Source organism: Paracoccus sp. L-17, from assembly GCF_056857655.1.
On sequence record NZ_JBSXNM010000043.1, the window covers coordinates 17,371 to 32,746 of the forward strand.

General features: G+C 66.6%; 14 protein-coding genes. 6 read left to right on the forward strand and 8 right to left on the reverse strand.

From position 1 onward, the window contains the following. Nucleotides 1-3 precede the first annotated feature (3 nt). Nucleotides 4-1,392, forward strand: coding sequence for a pyruvate dehydrogenase complex E1 component subunit beta (locus AC13CR_RS13495; protein ID WP_292950928.1), 1,389 nt, complete (start codon nucleotides 4-6; stop codon nucleotides 1,390-1,392). Between the two features lie 12 nt (nucleotides 1,393-1,404). Continuing rightward, nucleotides 1,405-2,724, forward strand: a complete 1,320-nt coding sequence (locus tag AC13CR_RS13500; RefSeq protein WP_292950930.1) for a pyruvate dehydrogenase complex dihydrolipoamide acetyltransferase — start codon at nucleotides 1,405-1,407, stop codon at nucleotides 2,722-2,724. Nucleotides 2,725-2,925: 201 nt separating this feature from the next. Here the strand turns inward: AC13CR_RS13500 and AC13CR_RS13505 are convergent, their stop codons facing one another. The 8 genes from AC13CR_RS13505 to AC13CR_RS13540 all read right to left on the reverse strand — a co-directional run bounded on the left by AC13CR_RS13505 (nucleotide 2,926) and on the right by AC13CR_RS13540 (nucleotide 12,170). After that, complete coding sequence (locus AC13CR_RS13505; RefSeq protein ID WP_292950932.1) at nucleotides 2,926-3,444, reverse strand: type 1 glutamine amidotransferase domain-containing protein; 519 nt, start codon at nucleotides 3,442-3,444, stop codon at nucleotides 2,926-2,928. A 63-nt stretch (nucleotides 3,445-3,507) separates the two neighbouring features. Beyond that, on the reverse strand, nucleotides 3,508-6,564 hold the full coding sequence (locus AC13CR_RS13510) for an efflux RND transporter permease subunit (protein WP_482900886.1): 3,057 nt from the start codon (nucleotides 6,562-6,564) through the stop codon (nucleotides 3,508-3,510). Continuing rightward, nucleotides 6,561-7,829, reverse strand: coding sequence for an efflux RND transporter periplasmic adaptor subunit (locus AC13CR_RS13515; protein ID WP_293014713.1), 1,269 nt, complete (start codon nucleotides 7,827-7,829; stop codon nucleotides 6,561-6,563). The genes AC13CR_RS13510 and AC13CR_RS13515 overlap by 4 nt, the downstream gene beginning before the upstream one ends. Nucleotides 7,830-7,927: 98 nt before the next feature. Then, on the reverse strand, nucleotides 7,928-8,698 hold the full coding sequence (locus AC13CR_RS13520; RefSeq protein WP_292950938.1) for a division plane positioning ATPase MipZ: 771 nt from the start codon (nucleotides 8,696-8,698) through the stop codon (nucleotides 7,928-7,930). A gap of 90 nt (nucleotides 8,699-8,788) precedes the next feature. Then, complete coding sequence (locus AC13CR_RS13525) at nucleotides 8,789-9,703, reverse strand: DMT family transporter (RefSeq protein ID WP_292978470.1); 915 nt, start codon at nucleotides 9,701-9,703, stop codon at nucleotides 8,789-8,791. After that, nucleotides 9,700-10,638, reverse strand: coding sequence for a DMT family transporter (locus AC13CR_RS13530; protein ID WP_292950942.1), 939 nt, complete (start codon nucleotides 10,636-10,638; stop codon nucleotides 9,700-9,702). The genes AC13CR_RS13525 and AC13CR_RS13530 overlap by 4 nt, the downstream gene beginning before the upstream one ends. Next, entirely contained in the window at nucleotides 10,635-11,210 is a 576-nt protein-coding gene (locus AC13CR_RS13535; RefSeq protein WP_292950944.1) for a peroxidase-related enzyme, read from the reverse strand. The genes AC13CR_RS13530 and AC13CR_RS13535 overlap by 4 nt, the downstream gene beginning before the upstream one ends. A gap of 114 nt (nucleotides 11,211-11,324) precedes the next feature. Then, nucleotides 11,325-12,170: a LysR family transcriptional regulator gene (locus AC13CR_RS13540; RefSeq protein ID WP_292950946.1), complete on the reverse strand. Its 846-nt coding sequence runs from the start codon at nucleotides 12,168-12,170 to the stop codon at nucleotides 11,325-11,327. A 93-nt stretch (nucleotides 12,171-12,263) separates the two neighbouring features. Between AC13CR_RS13540 and AC13CR_RS13545 the strand changes: the two genes are divergently transcribed. From AC13CR_RS13545 to AC13CR_RS13560, 4 genes are all read left to right on the forward strand, one after another. Next, on the forward strand, nucleotides 12,264-12,851 hold the full coding sequence (locus tag AC13CR_RS13545) for an FMN-dependent NADH-azoreductase (protein WP_292950959.1): 588 nt from the start codon (nucleotides 12,264-12,266) through the stop codon (nucleotides 12,849-12,851). Nucleotides 12,852-13,028: 177 nt separating this feature from the next. Then, a complete protein-coding gene (gene ffh / locus AC13CR_RS13550) occupies nucleotides 13,029-14,525 on the forward strand; it encodes a signal recognition particle protein (protein WP_292950961.1) in 1,497 nt (498 codons plus the stop codon). Then, nucleotides 14,522-15,070 carry a GNAT family N-acetyltransferase gene (locus tag AC13CR_RS13555; RefSeq protein ID WP_292950963.1) on the forward strand — a complete coding sequence of 183 codons (549 nt, stop codon included), beginning with the start codon at nucleotides 14,522-14,524 and terminating at the stop codon, nucleotides 15,068-15,070. The genes ffh and AC13CR_RS13555 overlap by 4 nt, the downstream gene beginning before the upstream one ends. Next, on the forward strand, nucleotides 15,067-15,363 hold the full coding sequence (locus tag AC13CR_RS13560) for a chorismate mutase (RefSeq protein ID WP_292950965.1): 297 nt from the start codon (nucleotides 15,067-15,069) through the stop codon (nucleotides 15,361-15,363). Before AC13CR_RS13555 ends, AC13CR_RS13560 begins: the two co-directional genes overlap by 4 nt. The last annotated feature ends 13 nt before the right edge of the window (nucleotides 15,364-15,376 follow it).

The following is a 15,376-nucleotide window of genomic DNA, read 5'->3' on the forward strand; positions in this document are numbered from 1 at the left end:
GACATGGCAACCGAAATCCTGATGCCCGCCCTGTCGCCGACCATGGAGGAAGGCACGCTGGCCAAATGGCTGAAGAAGGAAGGCGACGAGGTCAAGGCGGGCGACATCATCGCCGAGATCGAGACCGACAAGGCCACGATGGAATTCGAGGCTGTCGACGAAGGCACGATGGGCAAGATCCTGGTTGACGAGGGGACCGAGGGCGTGAAGGTCAACACCCCCATCGCCGTGCTGGTCGAAGAGGGCGAATCGGCCGACGATATCGAGGTCTCGAATCCCGAATCGCGGCCGGCCCAGGCAAAATCAGCCGAGGACGACGACAAGGAAGACGACAAGACCGGCGGCTCGGCGGTGGAGAAGGTCAAGACACCTGAACCCGACCGCAGCCCCGACTGGCCCGAAGGCACGAAGATGAAGACCATGACCGTGCGCGAAGCCCTGCGCGAGGCCATGGAAGAGGAAATGGACCGCGACGACACCGTGTTCCTGATGGGCGAGGAAGTCGGCGAATACCAGGGCGCCTACAAGATCAGCCAGGGTCTTCTGGACAAGTTCGGCGCGCGCCGGGTCGTCGACACCCCGATCAGCGAAATGGGTTTCGCGGGTATCGGCACCGGGGCAGCGCTGGCCGGTCTGCGCCCGATCGTGGAATTCATGACCTTCAACTTCGCCATGCAGGCCATCGACCACATCATCAACTCGGCTGCCAAGACGCTGTACATGTCGGGAGGGCAGATGGGTTGCCCCATCGTGTTCCGCGGTCCGAACGGCGCCGCCGCCCGCGTGGGCGCCCAGCACAGTCAGGACTACGCCGCGTGGTATGCGGCGATTCCCGGCCTCAAGGTCGTGATGCCCTATTCCGCGGCCGACGCGAAGGGGCTGCTGAAACAGGCGATCCGCGACGCGAACCCGGTGATCTTTCTGGAAAACGAAATCCTCTATGGCCGCAGCTTCGAGGTGCCCGATCTGGACGATTTCACCATCCCATTCGGCAAGGCCCGTATTGCGCGTCAGGGCGGCGACGTGACCATCGTCAGCTTTGGCATCGGCATGGCCCACGCGCTTGAGGCCGCCGACACGCTGGCCGAGGACGGGATAGAGGCCGAGGTCATCGACCTGCGCACCCTGCGCCCTCTGGATTACGGCACGATCATCGAATCGGTGAAGAAGACGAATCGCATGGTGACGGTCGAAGAGGGTTTTCCGGTCGGCGCCATCGGCAACCATCTGTCGGCCTATATCATGGAAAACGCCTTCGACTGGCTGGACGCTCCGGTGATCAACTGCACCGGCAAGGACGTGCCCATGCCCTATGCCGCCAACCTGGAAAAACTCGCGCTGATCACCCCCGGCGAGGTGGTCGAGGCGGTGAAGAAAGTCACCTACAAATAAGGGGATAGCGAGATGCCGACAGAAATCCTGATGCCCGCGCTGTCTCCGACGATGGAGGAAGGCACGCTGGCCAAATGGCTGGTCAAGGAAGGCGACGAAGTCAAGTCCGGCGATATCATCGCCGAGATCGAGACAGACAAGGCCACGATGGAATTCGAGGCCGTCGACGAGGGCAAGATCGGAAAGATTCTGGTCGACGAGGGCAGCGCGGGCGTGAAGGTCAACACCCCCATCGCCGTGCTGCTGGAAGAAGGCGAAAGCGCCGACGATATCGGCGAGATTTCCAGTCCCGGCCCCGAGGCGCCGGAACAGGACGCGCCAGAGAAGCGCGCGCCTGCCGAAGCGCCGAAAGAGGTCGAGGGCCAGGCCCGGACCGCAAAGGCGCCCTCCGCGGCGCCTTCGGACAAGGGCGACCGAATCTTTGCCTCGCCCCTCGCCCGCCGGATCGCGGCGGAAAAGGGGATCGAGCTTTCCGCGATCAGCGGATCGGGTCCGCGCGGCCGGATCGTCAAGTCCGATGTCGAGAACGCCAAGCCCGGCACAGCCCCCGCCAGGACCGAGCCCGCGAAACCCGCGGCCGCCGCCCCCGCCGAGGCACCCAAGGGCGCATCGGCCGACGCAGTTGCCCGGATCTATGCCGATCGCGAAACCGAAGAGGTCACGCTGGACGGAATGCGCCGCACCATCGCCCAGCGGCTGGGCGAGGCCAAGCAGACCATCCCGCATTTCTATCTGCGCCGCTCGGCCAAGCTGGACGAGCTGATGAAATTGCGCGCCACGCTGAACAAGCAGCTGGAAGGCCGGGGCGTGAAGCTGTCGGTGAACGATTTCGTCATCAAGGCCAGCGCGCTGGCGCTGCAACAGGTGCCCGATGCCAATGCCGTCTGGGCGGGCGACCGGATCATCAAGCTGAAACCCTCGGATGTGGCCGTCGCGGTCGCGGTCGAAGGCGGGCTGTTCACGCCGGTCCTGAAGGATGCCGAGGCCAAGACGCTGTCGAAGCTGTCCACCGAGATGAAGGATCTGGCGGGTCGCGCCAAGAACAGGAAGCTGGCCCCGCACGAATATCTGGGTGGCAGTTTCGCTGTCAGCAACCTGGGCATGTTCGGGATCGAGAATTTCGACGCGGTGATCAATCCGCCTCACGGCGCGATTCTGGCCGTCGGCGCGGGGATCAAGACACCGGTGGTCGAGAATGATGAGATCGTGATCCGCAACGTCATGTCGATGACCCTGTCGGTCGATCACCGGGTGATCGACGGCGCGCTTGGTGCCCAGCTTCTGAACGCCATCGTGGACCACCTCGAAAATCCGATGGGGATGCTGGCCTGAGGCGGCGCACCGCGAATTCGCGAAGGGGGCCTTTCCGGCCTCCTTCGCTTGCGCGTCCCTGCACTGGAACGAATCTCTTTCGCGCCGGACGAGCGTGCGGGAAAAGAGCCCGGTCACGCTTTTCAGCGCGGAACGCCCCGCGCCATTCGTCCCGGTAGGTTCGGATTGGGACCAGACAGCCCCGCCCGTCGCGGGATGCAATCAGGCCAGGGCCTTCTCGATCGCGGCCACGAAATCGTCCAGATCGTCCGGATTGCGGCTGGTGATCACGCCGCGATCCACCACCACGCTGTCATCGACCACATCCGCCCCGGCATTGCCGATATCTGTGCGGATCGAGACATAGCCGGTCATTTTCCGACCCTTTGCCAACCCCGCCTCGATCAGCAGCCAGGGTGCATGGCAGATCGCGGCGATAGGCTTTGAGGCGGCGGAAAAGTCGCGGATCAGGTCGACGGCCTTGTCGTCATGCCGCAGCGTATCGGGGTTGATGACCCCGCCCGGCAGGACCAGCGCGTCGTAATCCCCGGCCGAAACGCCGGCGATGCCTTTCCCGGCCTCGACCGACTTGCCCCAGTCATCCGTCGCCCAGGCGCGAATGGCGCCCGGTTCCGGGGCCGCGATATCGACCTCGTGCCCGGCCGCCCTCAGTTTTTCCAGCGGAACGAACAGTTCCGATTGTTCGTATCCATCCGACGCCATGATGAGAATCCTGGCCATGGAAACAGCTCCTTCCTTGACGTTGCGGGGTCCAATGCGCCCGCGACGCCGGCGGTTCCACCGCTATTCGGCAACCACGTCCCGCGCCCGGTTCAGACCGAGGCGATAACCGATCCACCCGAAGATGCGCCGCTGCCCGCCATGGATGACCGAGAACAGCGAGGGCACGAACAGCAACGACAGGATCGTGGACAGGATCAGTCCGCCGATCACCGCGATGGCCATGGGCGCCCGGAATTCTCCGCCCTCGCCGGTCGCCAGCGCCGAAGGCACCATGCCCGCGCTCATCGCGATGGTGGTCATGACGATGGGCCGCGCGCGCTTGTGCACGGCGTCCAGGATGGCCTCGCGCTTCGGGGTGCCCCCGGCCATCGAGGTCAGCGCGAACTCCACCAGCATGATCGAGTTCTTGGTGACGATCCCCATCAGCATCAGGAACCCGATCACCACCGCCATGCTGATCGAATTGCCGGTCACGAACAGCGCCAGGATCGCGCCGCCGATGGCCAGAGGCAGCGACAGCAAGATCGTTACCGGCGTCACGAAGTTATGAAACAGCAGCACCAGAACGACATAGACCAGCATCACGCCCGCGCCCATCGCGGTGCCGAAGGCGCCGAAAACCTCGCCCATGATCTCGGCATCGCCCGCGGCCTGGATCCGTGTTCCGGGCGGCATCTCGATCCGGTTCTGCAATTCGGTCACCTGGGCATTGACCGGCCCCAGCAGCGAGCCATCGGCAAGATTGGCGCCGACCTTGGTCTGGTATTGCCGGTCATAGCGCCCGATCTCGGTCGCGCCGGCCGACAGGGTGACATCGGCCACCGTGGCCAGCGGCACCTGCCCGGCCGAGCTTGGCACACGCAGGGTCTGAACCCGCATCAGGTCGTCGCGCGCGGCCTGGTTCAGCCGCACGACAATGGGCACCTGCTCGTCGCCGGTATTGAACTTGGCGAGGTTCGCCTCGGTATCGCCCAGCGTGGCAACCCGCAGCGTCGTCGCCATGGCGCTGGCGGACACGCCAAGCTGGGCCGCGATATCGGCCTTGGGCAGGATCTGGATCTCGGGGCGCTGCAGGCTGGCCGAGGTCGTCACGCCCTCCAGCGTCGGCAGCCGGCTCATCGCCGAGGCCAGACGCTGGGCGGCCAGTGCCGCGCCCTCCTCGGTCGTGCCCAGAACGCTGATCGTCAGGTCGTTCTCGCCGTTCTCGTTCTGGAAATTGATCCGCATGTCGGGCATGTCCGACAGACGTTGCTTCAGCTGCGCCTCAAGGTCGAATTGCGACCGCTCGCGATCTTCCTTGGGACCGTAATTGATCATCACCCGCGCCTCGGTGACGTCGCTGCCATCCGAGTAGCTGAAGACCGACCGGACCTCGGGCACCTCGCCGATCTGCGCGGTGATCCGGCGGGCGCCGTTCTCGGTCTCGTCGATGGTCGAGCCGGGCGGCATTTCCAGCCTGATCTGGCTGCGGCCGACATCCTGCGCCGGGATGAATTCGGTCGGCAGCAGGGTCGCGGAATAGATCGAACCCGCGAAGATCGCGATACCGGCAAGCAGCGTCAGCCCGCGATGGCGCATGGTCCAGCGGCAGACCGACATCAACCCGCGCATGACGAATCCGTCGCGACGGTTCGCGTCATGGACCTTGCCGCGCATGAAATAGGCCGCCAGCATCGGCGTGATGATCCGCGCCACCAGCAGCGAGAACAGGACCGACACCGCGACAGTCAGGCCGAACTGCTTGAAATACTGCCCCGGAATCCCGCCCATGAAGCTGACCGGCGCGAAAACTGCGACGATGGAAAAGCTGATCGCGATGACCGTCAGGCCGATCTCTTCCGCGGCTTCCTCGCTGGCCTCGTAGGGCGGCAGGCCCATGCCGATATGGCGTTCGATGTTCTCGATCTCGACGATGGCATCATCGACAAGGATGCCGGTGACCAGCGTGATCCCCAGAAGGCTTATCCCGTTCAGGGTAAAACCCAGCCACTGCATCACGAAGAAGGTCGGGATGATCGACAAGGGCAGCGCGACGGCGGCAATCAGCGTTGCACGCCAGTTGCGCAGGAACAGGAACACCACGATTACCGCCAGCGCCGCACCTTCATACAGCGTCTCCATCGCGCTGGTATAGCTGGCTTCGGTATAGGTGGTCGAATCGTCGATCAGGGTGATGCGGGTATTGGGGTAACGCTCGCGGATCTGCTGCAGCCGTTCCTTGGTGCCGTCGCCCGCGCCCAGATCGGATTCGCCCGAGGCGCGATAGACCCCGAAGGCCACGACCGGCTGGCCATCCAGCAGCGCAAAGCTGCGTTCGTCGCTGGCGCCATCCGTGACGTCGCCCAGTTGATCCAGCCGGATCGTGCGGCCGTCCGCGATGGCGATGGGGGTGGCGGCCAGTTGCGCCACGCTGTCGGCGGCTCCCAGCGTGCGGATGGAATATTCGGTCCCGGCCAGATCGCCCCGGCCACCGCCCGTGTCGATGTTCTTGGCCCGCAACTGATCCGAGATCCCGGCCGCCGTCAGACCCTGCGCCAGCAGCCGGTCGGGATCCAGATCAACCTTGATCTGGCGTTCGGCCCCGCCGATCCGCGAGGTCTTGGCGACGCCGCTGACGGTGGACAATTCGCGCCCGATCACGTCATCGACGAATTTCGACAGGCCCTCGATGGTCTGGGTCGGGTCGCTGACCGCATAGGTCAGGATCGGAAAGCCGGTCACATCGACGCGCTGGATGATGGGTTCGCTGATGCTTTCGGGCAGTTCGGCCCGGATCGTCGAGACCGCGTCCTTGACATCGTTGACCGCGCGGTCGCTGTCGGTTTCCAGTTCGAATTCGACGGTGATGCTGGCGCTGCTGTCGGTCGCCGTCGAGGTGATGTGCCGCACCCCGGTGATCGAGGAAATGCTGTCCTCGACAGGCTGGACCACCTGGCTTGTCAGTTCCGAGGGCGCGGCACCGGGCTGGGCGATGGTCACGCTGACGATGGGCAGGTCGATATTCGGCATCGCCGTCACCGGCAGCCGCGAAAAGCTGAACAATCCGACGACCAGCAACACCAGAAAAACCGCGATGGGCGGCACCGGGTGGCGGATCGACCAGGTCGAGAAATTCATCGCCGTGCCTTCTGACCGGCATCGGCCGATTGATCGTCGGCCGGCGCAATCGCCGCCGCCGCCCTTGCACCAGCTTCATTCGCGGTCCCGGCCTCGGCCGTTGTCGCGGCCTCGGCCGAGATCGCCCGCACCTGATCGCCGTCACGGAAGAATGCACCCGACCGCGCGATCACCTGTTCGCCCTCGGTCACTCCCTCGACGATCTCGCGCTGGCCATCCCATAGCAGCCCGGCCCGGACCGGGCGGCTTTCGACGCGGCCATCGGCCACGACCTGAACCCTGTCGCCTTGGGAATCCGACAGAACCGCCGTTGCCGGCACCGTCACCGCGTCGCGGCGGGCGGTGATGACCCAGCCGCTGGCGAAAAGGCCCGTGCGCAGTCCCGCCTGCGCATCCAGCGAGATCCGCATCAGGCCAAGCCGCGTGACCGGATCGACCGAGGCCGGGATCAGCCGCACCCGGCCATCGACCTTGCCCAGACCCGCCGCGCTGATTTCGGCCGGATCGCCCATCTTCAACTGCCGCAGCGCGGTCTCGATCACCTCGGCCTCCATCTCGACGGCGCCATCGGCGATCAGGCTGAACAGGGGTTCCGCGGAGGCGCCGGCAAGCGCGCCCAGTTCGGCGTTCCGCGCCACGACCAGCCCCGGGACCGGCGCCAGGATCGTCGCCCGGTCCAGGTTGAGCTTGGCGATGCGGCGCGCGGCTTCGGCCTGGGCCAGCTGCGCCTGGGCGACGGCCAGCCCGTCGCGGGCCGATGCAGCCTGCGCCCGCGCATTCGCCTCGGCCGCGACCGCGTCGTCCAGGGTCGATTGCGATGCGTTCCCGCCCTCGCGCAGCCTGCGGGCGCGATCCAGCGATGTCTGGGCCTGGGTCAGCGAAGCCTCGGCGCTGTCGATGTTGCTGCGCGCCTGGCCGACCCCGGCCCTGGCGCGCTGATATTCGGCCTCGGCCTGGGCCAGCTGCGCCGCCAGCGTATCGGTCGAAAGCCGTGCCAGCACATCGCCCTTTTCGACCTGATCGCCGGCCTCGACCAGAATTTCGGTGATTTCATAGCCCGAAACCTGCGGAAAGACCTGCACCTTCTGGCGGGCGACCAGGGTCCCGGATACCGGCACCCGCGCCTGCACCTCGGCGCGCCTTGCCGGCGCGACCGTGACCGCGGGCACGCTTTGCGCCACGGCCTCGCTGCCCGACGCGGCGTCCTGGGCCCATCCGGGCAAGGCGGACCCGAGGACAACGACAAGGAAGGCCAACACTCGCATCAGGAAACCGCCGCGTTTTTCATATCTTGAGCGCGCGTAAGATAGTGTCTCATGCCGCCGCCAACAATGCCGGCACCGCGTTGCCCCTGCGGAAGCTTCTAGAAAGTGACGGAAACGCCCGGCAACCGCAATTCGCCGATCAGGTCGCGCAATTCCTGGCGGGCGGCGATGTTGGACATGTTCAAGGTCTCGGTGCCGATATCCTTCAGGTCCAGAAGCGTCAGCCCGCGCGGGAACAATTCGCGAAAGACGACGCGCTCGGAAAAGCCCGGCGCGACGCGAAAGCCGATGCGCCGGGACAGCGTGTCCAGCGCCCCGCCCACCCTGCGCTTGTTGTGCATGGCCTGGGTGCCAAGCCGGTTGCGCAGCACCAGCCAGTCGATCGGCCCGGCCCCCGCCTGCCCGCGCATCTGCCGGGCGGCCCAGACCATCTCGGCATAGATCGACGGACCCAGCACCTTGCCCTCGGGCGACATCCGCGCCAGCAGGTCGAAATCGACGAAACTGTCGTTCATCGGCGTCAGCAGCGTATCGGCCAGCGTATGCGCCATCTGGCTGAGCTTGGTATGCGAACCCGGACAATCCAGCAGGATGAAATCGCATTCCGCCTCCAGCGCGGTCAGCGCCGGGGTCAAGGGATCGCTGCCCTCGCCCAGATGGCCCAGCATCGGCGTCGGCAGGTCCAGTTCCTTGCGCTTCACGAAGGCGGCGCGGTTTTCCAGATAGCGGCCGAAACTGCGCTGGCGCACGTCCAGATCCAGCCCGCCGACGCGATGTCCCATCCGCGCCAGAGCGGTCGCCACATGCATCGAGGTCGTGGACTTGCCGGACCCGCCCTTTTCGTTGCCCACGACGATGATATGCGCCACGGATCGCCTCTTCTTGCCTTCGTTCGGCCGGACCCTAGCGGCGCGCCGCAAGGAAGGAAAGCGGGCCTTCACGGAAAGCTCACGCCTGCGTCAGGGCTGCCGCAGGGATGCCGGTTCGTCCTCGCGCAGCAGCATCCACAGCGCCAGCAGGGTGGCGCCGATTCCCGGTGCCACGACACTGCCCGGCAGGCCCTGCCCCATCGCAGCCTCCAGCACGATGACCCAGACCGGCGTCAGATAGGTATAGGCCATGACCTTCGCGGCGGGCAGGCGCAGCGTCGCGTATTGCACCAGCACGAAGGTCACGGCGCTGGCGAGGATCGCGACATAAAGCAGCGTGATCCAGACGATGCCGGGCAGGGCCGTCCAGTCCGTCGCCCAAATCGGCCCCCAGCCCCACAGGATCAGCACCCCCGCCCCGGCCAGAAGCGTGCCGAGACTGAACACGACGGGACTTTCACCCCGGTTCAGCCGTCTGACCAGCGGCGTGTAGAGGGCATGGGCCACGCAACCGGCCAGATAGATCCCCTCGCCGCGTCCGAATTCCAGCCGCGCCATCGCGGCCGGATCGCCGCGAAAGATCACCCATAGCGCGCCGGCGCCGCCAAGGGCCAGCGCCGCGGCCATGCGGCCCGTCAGCCGCTGCCGCATCAGCAGCCAGCCAAAGCCCGCCGCCATCAGCGGCGTCAGCGTGAAGACCGCGCTGGCGCTGACCGGGGCCGCGGTCTTCAGGCCCTGGAACATCAGCACGAAATAGCTGGCAAAGACCCCGCCCAGCAGCAGATAGCGCCAGGGCGCGCGAAACGCCGTCCGCGGCACCCCCGGACCGGCGGCGAAGGCGAAAGCCGCGATCAGCGCGGCGGCGATCACAAAGCGCGCGGCAGTGATCGCCGCCGGGTCGATCAGGTTGGCCGCCCGCGCGCCCAGCGAGAAAGACCCCGCCACCAGCGCCGAGAACAGAAGCATCGCGGCATGACCCCGCAGGGCTTGCGCCCGCGCGATCATCCGCGCGCCCCGATCAGCCGCCCGTCGATCAGGGCCAGCCCGGCCGCGATCAGGCCCATGCCGAGCAGATGCGCGATACCCAGTGTCTCGCCCAGAAACAGCCAGCCCAGAAGGATCGCCGAAACCGGCACAAGGAATGTCACCAGCGAGATATTCGTCGCCCCCGCGCGGCCGAGAATGCGGAAATACAGCACATAGGCCAGTCCGGTCCCGGCGACGCCCAGCGTCAGCACGGCCAGCCATGCCTGCGCCGAGGCGCTGCCGGGCAAGCCCTCGATCGCCAAAGCCAGCGGGATCAGCACCGCGCCGCTGCCTGTCACCATCCCCGCCGCCGTCACCACCGGATCGACACCTCCGCGCCGAAACCGTCGCCCGAAGCTGTTGGCGAAGGCGTAGGAAATCGCGGCTCCCAGGATCGCCAATTGCGGCCAAATCGCCTGACCCAGCCCCGCCAGCGCATCCAGACCGATCATCACCGCCACGCCGCCCAGTCCCAGCACCACTCCCGCGATCTTGCGCGGGCTGGCGCGTTCGTCCGCCAGCAGGGCGGCGGTGACCAAGACCGTCCAGAGCGGTGTCGTCGCGTTCAGGATCGAGGCCAGCCCGGACGGAATCTCGGTTTGTCCCCAGACGATCAGGCTGAAGGGAATGGCATTGTTCAGCACGCCCATGACCAGAAACGCGCGCCAGATCGCCGGATCGCGCGGCAGCCTGCGCCCGGTCGCGGCCACGATCGCCCACAGAACCAGCGCCGCCACCAGCAGCCGCAGGGCGACGATGGTCAGCACCGGCAGGCCGGTCAGCGCGATCGAAATCAGGAAGAACGATCCGCCCCACAGCAGCGACAGCAGCAAAAGCAGCGCCCAGTCTTCCGACTCCATCCGCGCCGAGATCGCCATTTGGCCGGGCGGCAGCGGCGCCTGCGGCGGCTTCACATCCGCCCCAGCAGGTAGAACTCGTCGTTGGGCCGGATATCGCCCGCATTGACCAGCCGGTTCGACATCCCGAAAAAGGCCGCAATGGCACCGATATCCCAGATCTCGTCCGGGCTGAAACCGGCCTCGCGCAGGGTCGCGTGATCGGCTTCACCGATCTGTTGCGCATTCAGCGCCACCTTCTCGGCATAGGCCAGCATCGCCCGCTCGCGCGGTTCCAGATCCGCCTTGCGCCAGTTCACCGCCACCTGGTCCGCGATCAGCGGGTTTTTCGCCCGGATCCGCAGGATCGCGCCATGGGCCACGACGCAATACTGGCACTGGTTCAGCCCGCTGGTCGCGACCACGATCAATTCCCGCTCGGCCCTGGTCAGCCCCTCGTCCTTGTCCATCAGCGCGTCATGATAGGCGAAGAAGGCGCGAAATTCGGCCGGGCGATGGGCCAGCGCCAGAAACACATTGGGCACGAAACCCGATTTTTCGGCGACCTTGGCGATCGCGAGCCGGATATCGTCGGGCAGGCTGGCCGGATCGGGCACGGGAAAGCGGCTGATCGGGTGGGCGTCGGTCATGGCGGGTTCCTCCTTGGGGCGGCACTCTGCGTCAGGCCGCGCGGGGATGAAAGCCGCTTTCAATCCCGGCCGGGCGCGGGAGGGCGCCGCGTCCGGGCTGCCCCCGCAACTCCGTCAATCGCCGCGCAGGGCCGCGACCGCCGCCTGCACCTTGGGCGTGCGGTGCAGGTCCACATGCGTCACCAGCCACAGGGCCGAGCTCCATTCGGGCAGGCTCAGCGCCTCGACCAGCCCCGCCGCGCGGGCGGGCGGCAGCGGTCCCATCGCCAGCCCGGCGCGGATCACCGCCTCGCGCGCGGCGGTGTCGTTCGCCGTCATGACCACCGCATCCGGGGGGGTCCGGGCCGCCAGCCAGCGCATGAGCGGCGCGTTGCGCGCCTCGGGGCCGGGCAGCGCCAGCCGCTGCCGCGCCAGATCGGCCGGATCGCCATGGTCCTTCAGATACCCGGCCGTCGCATACAGCGATTGCGGCAGATCGGTCATCCGGCGCACGACGTAATCGGGCTCGGTCGGGCGGGTTCCGGCGCGGATAGCCACATGCGCCTCGCCCGCGGCCAGCCGGAACAGACGCACATCGGTGACATAATTCAGCCGCAGCCCCGGATGGCGCCGCAGCAGACCGATCAGGCGCGGCATGACCAGATCCGACAGACCGGGCAACGAGGTCACGACCAGTTCACCCTCGATCCGGTCGCCCGCGCCGCCGATCTGCGCGGCAAGCTGGGCGAAACGCTCGTCGGTGTCGCGCGCCACCTGCAGCAGCGCCTGCCCCGGCTCGGTCAGCGCATAGCCGCGCGGATGCCGCTGGAACAGGCGCGTGCCCAGTTGCGCCTCCAGCGCGTCGATCCGGCGGATCACGGTCGCATGGTGAACGCCCAGGGCCTCGGCCGCGCCGCTGACCGTCCCGGACCGGGCGACCGCCAAGGCAATCCTGATGTCATCCCAACTTCCGATATTCATGTGCATCTCCGCACAGAGCCTGCGCGTTTATGGCCCTTTCGTTCTCTGGCGCATAGACCTAAATCCGGCATGCAGCCTTTAAGGAGCCTTCGGATGCAGATCCTTCATATCGACAGCGCCATCACCGGCGAGGCCTCGGTCTCGCGCAAGCTGACCGCCGACATCATCGCCAAGCTGAAAGCGGCCAATCCCGACGCCGCCGTCACCTATCGCGACCTCAATGCCGGCGTGCCCGCCATCGACACCGACTGGTTCCACGCCGTCCGTCTGGCCCCGGAAAGCCCCACCGCCGGACAACGCAGGCTGATCGAGACCGCCGACGCCTATCTGGCCGAGGTGCGGGATGCCGACGTGCTGGTCATCGGCTCGCCCGTCTACAATTTCGCGATCACCGCGCAATTGAAGAACTGGCTGGACCAGATCGCCCGCGCCGGATTGTCCTTCCGCTATACGGAAGCCGGTCCCGAAGGGTTGCTGAAGGGCAAGCGCGCCATCATCGCCTATTCCTCGGCCGGGACGCCGCTGGGCTCCGATCTGGACTTCGCCTCGGGCTACCTGCGCCATATCCTGGGTTTCCTGGGCATCACAGACGTGGAATTCGTCGCCGCCGACCGGCTGGCCATGGACCGCGAGGCCGGTCTGGCCCGCGCGCGGCAGGCCGTGGACAATCTGGCCGCCTGATCCGGCCACCGCATTTTGGGACGGCCATCGTTGACTCGGTGGCCGTTTTTGCCTATGTGATCCCGGATTCCCGGAAGGATGTGCCTTCCGGTCCCCGTCCGACGCGGGGATCGCCCCCCGTCAGCGCGTTGCGCCCACGGGGGCAAGACCGCTTTGGACCGATTCAGGAGGCCCGCGATGTTCGAGAACCTGTCCGACCGGCTTGGCGGCGTCTTCGACCGCCTGACCAAGCAGGGCGCGCTCAGCGAAGAGGACGTGACCGCCGCCATGCGCGAGGTGCGCGTCGCGCTGCTGGAAGCCGACGTCTCGCTGCCGGTCGCGCGCAGCTTCGTGAAATCGATCACCGCCAAGGCGACCGGCTCGGCAGTGACGAAATCCGTCACGCCCGGCCAGCAGGTCGTCAAGATCGTCCATGACGAATTGATCAGGGTGCTGCAGGGCGAGGACGCGCCCGAGGCGCTGCGCATCGACAACCCGCCGGCGCCGATCCTGATGGTCGGGCTGCAAGGCTCGGGCAAGACCACGACCACGGCAAAGCTGGCCAAGCGCCTGAAGGACCGCGAGAAGAAGCGCGTGCTGATGGCCAGCCTCGACACCAACCGCCCCGCCGCGATGGAGCAGCTTGCGATTCTGGGCCAGCAGATCGGCGTCGATACGCTGCCGATCGTGCCCGGCCAGACGGCGGTGCAGATCGCGCAGCGCGCGAAACAGCAGGCCAGCCTGGGCGGCTATGACGTCTACATGCTGGACACCGCCGGCCGACTGCATATCGACCAGGTGCTGATGGACGAGGTGCAGGCCGTCCGCGACATCGCCGCTCCGCGCGAAACCCTGCTGGTCGTCGATGGCCTGACCGGTCAGGACGCGGTGAACGTGGCGACCGAATTCGACGGCAAGGTCGGCGTCTCGGGCGTGGTGCTGACCCGGATGGACGGCGATGGACGCGGCGGCGCGGCGCTGTCGATGCGCGCCGTCACCGGCAAGCCGATCCGCTTCGTCGGCCTTGGCGAAAAGATGGACGCGCTCGAGGCGTTCGACGCGCAGCGAATCGCCGGCCGCATTCTCGGCATGGGCGACATCGTGGCGCTGGTCGAGAAGGCGCAGGAGGTGCTGGAGGTCGAACAGGCCGAACGCATGATGAAGCGGTTCCAGAAGGGCCTGTTCAACATGAACGACCTCAAGGGCCAGCTTGAACAGATGCAGAAGATGGGCGGGATGCAGTCGATCATGGGCATGATGCCCGGCATGCAGAAGATGGCCAGGCAGGCCGAGGCGGCGGGCATGGACGACACCGCAATGCGCCGTCAGGTGGCGCTGATCAATTCCATGACCAAGAAGGAACGCGCCAATCCCGCGCTGTTGCAGGCCAGTCGCAAGAAGCGCATCGCGGCCGGCGCCGGGCTGGACGTGGCCGAGCTGAACCGTCTTCTGAAGATGCAGCGCCAAATGGCCGATACGATGAAGAAAATCGGCAAGATGGGCAAGGGCGGGATGCTGAAACAGGCGATGCGCGCAATGACGGGCAAGGGCGGCGGCCTGCCCGAGATGGGCGATGTCGATCCCGCCAGGATGGCCGAGGCGACGAAGCTGCTGCAGGATCCCAAGGGTCTGGGCGGCGATCTGTCCAAGGCCGGCCTGCCCGGCGGCTTCGGCGGCATGTTCGGCAAGAAATGATCCGGCTCTCCCCTGCTCCGACCCTGAGGACCGAACGGCTGGTGCTGCGCGCGCCCGTGGCCGCCGACTGGCCGTTCTGGCGCGATTTCGCGGCCAGCGACCGGTCGCGGTTCATCCGCCCGGCCGATTTCGACGATGGCAAGGCATGGCGGGCCTTTGGCCATGTCATCGGCCACTGGGTCATGCGCGGCTGGGGATCGTTCATCTTCACCCGTCAGGATGACGACAGCCCGCTGGGAATGACCGGTCCCTGGTATCCCGAAACATGGCCCGAACCGGAAATCGGCTGGACACTCTGGTCGCGCGAAGCCGAGGGCAAGGGCTTTGCCTGCGAAGCCGCCACGGCCGCCCGCGACCACGCCTTCGGCAGCCTCGGCTGGAAGACCGCCGTCAGTTATATCGATCCGCAGAACGCACGCTCGATCGCGCTGGCCGAAAGACTGGGCGCGACGCTGGACAAGACCGCGCGGGGGCCGGATTTCGACACGCCGTGCCTGGTCTATCGCCATCCCTGCCCGTCCCCTCGTGAAGGACATGCCGCATGAGTGATACCGCAACCCGTGCGGCGGAACTGCTGAAGGACCATCGCGCCAGCATCGACCGGCTGGACGCGATCCTTGTCTATACGCTGGCCGAAAGGTTCAAGCACACCCAGTCCGTCGGCCGCCTCAAGGCCCGGCACGACCTTCCTCCGTCCGATCCCGACCGTGAGGCGGCCCAGATCGAGCGGCTGGAACGCCTCGCGCGCGAAGCCGATCTGGACCCGGAATTCGCGCGCAAATTCCTGAACTTCGTGATCGCCGAAGTGATCCGGCACCACGAAACCCTTCAATCCTAGGCTGCGAAACGCA

What these genes read in the sequence shown, in the direction of transcription:
- AC13CR_RS13495 (WP_292950928.1), top strand. Translation starts at nt 4, where the DNA reads ATGGCAACCGAAATCCTGATGCCCGCCCTGTCGCCGACCATGGAGGAA.
- AC13CR_RS13500 (WP_292950930.1), top strand. Translation starts at nt 1,405, where the DNA reads ATGCCGACAGAAATCCTGATGCCCGCGCTGTCTCCGACGATGGAGGAA.
- AC13CR_RS13505 (WP_292950932.1), bottom strand. Translation starts at nt 3,444, where the DNA reads ATGGCCAGGATTCTCATCATGGCGTCGGATGGATACGAACAATCGGAA.
- AC13CR_RS13510 (WP_482900886.1), bottom strand. Translation starts at nt 6,564, where the DNA reads ATGAATTTCTCGACCTGGTCGATCCGCCACCCGGTGCCGCCCATCGCG.
- AC13CR_RS13515 (WP_293014713.1), bottom strand. Translation starts at nt 7,829, where the DNA reads ATGCGAGTGTTGGCCTTCCTTGTCGTTGTCCTCGGGTCCGCCTTGCCC.
- AC13CR_RS13525 (WP_292978470.1), bottom strand. Translation starts at nt 9,703, where the DNA reads ATGATCGCGCGGGCGCAAGCCCTGCGGGGTCATGCCGCGATGCTTCTG.
- AC13CR_RS13535 (WP_292950944.1), bottom strand. Translation starts at nt 11,210, where the DNA reads ATGACCGACGCCCACCCGATCAGCCGCTTTCCCGTGCCCGATCCGGCC.
- AC13CR_RS13540 (WP_292950946.1), bottom strand. Translation starts at nt 12,170, where the DNA reads ATGAATATCGGAAGTTGGGATGACATCAGGATTGCCTTGGCGGTCGCC.
- AC13CR_RS13545 (WP_292950959.1), top strand. Translation starts at nt 12,264, where the DNA reads ATGCAGATCCTTCATATCGACAGCGCCATCACCGGCGAGGCCTCGGTC.
- ffh (WP_292950961.1), top strand. Translation starts at nt 13,029, where the DNA reads ATGTTCGAGAACCTGTCCGACCGGCTTGGCGGCGTCTTCGACCGCCTG.
- AC13CR_RS13555 (WP_292950963.1), top strand. Translation starts at nt 14,522, where the DNA reads ATGATCCGGCTCTCCCCTGCTCCGACCCTGAGGACCGAACGGCTGGTG.
- AC13CR_RS13560 (WP_292950965.1), top strand. Translation starts at nt 15,067, where the DNA reads ATGAGTGATACCGCAACCCGTGCGGCGGAACTGCTGAAGGACCATCGC.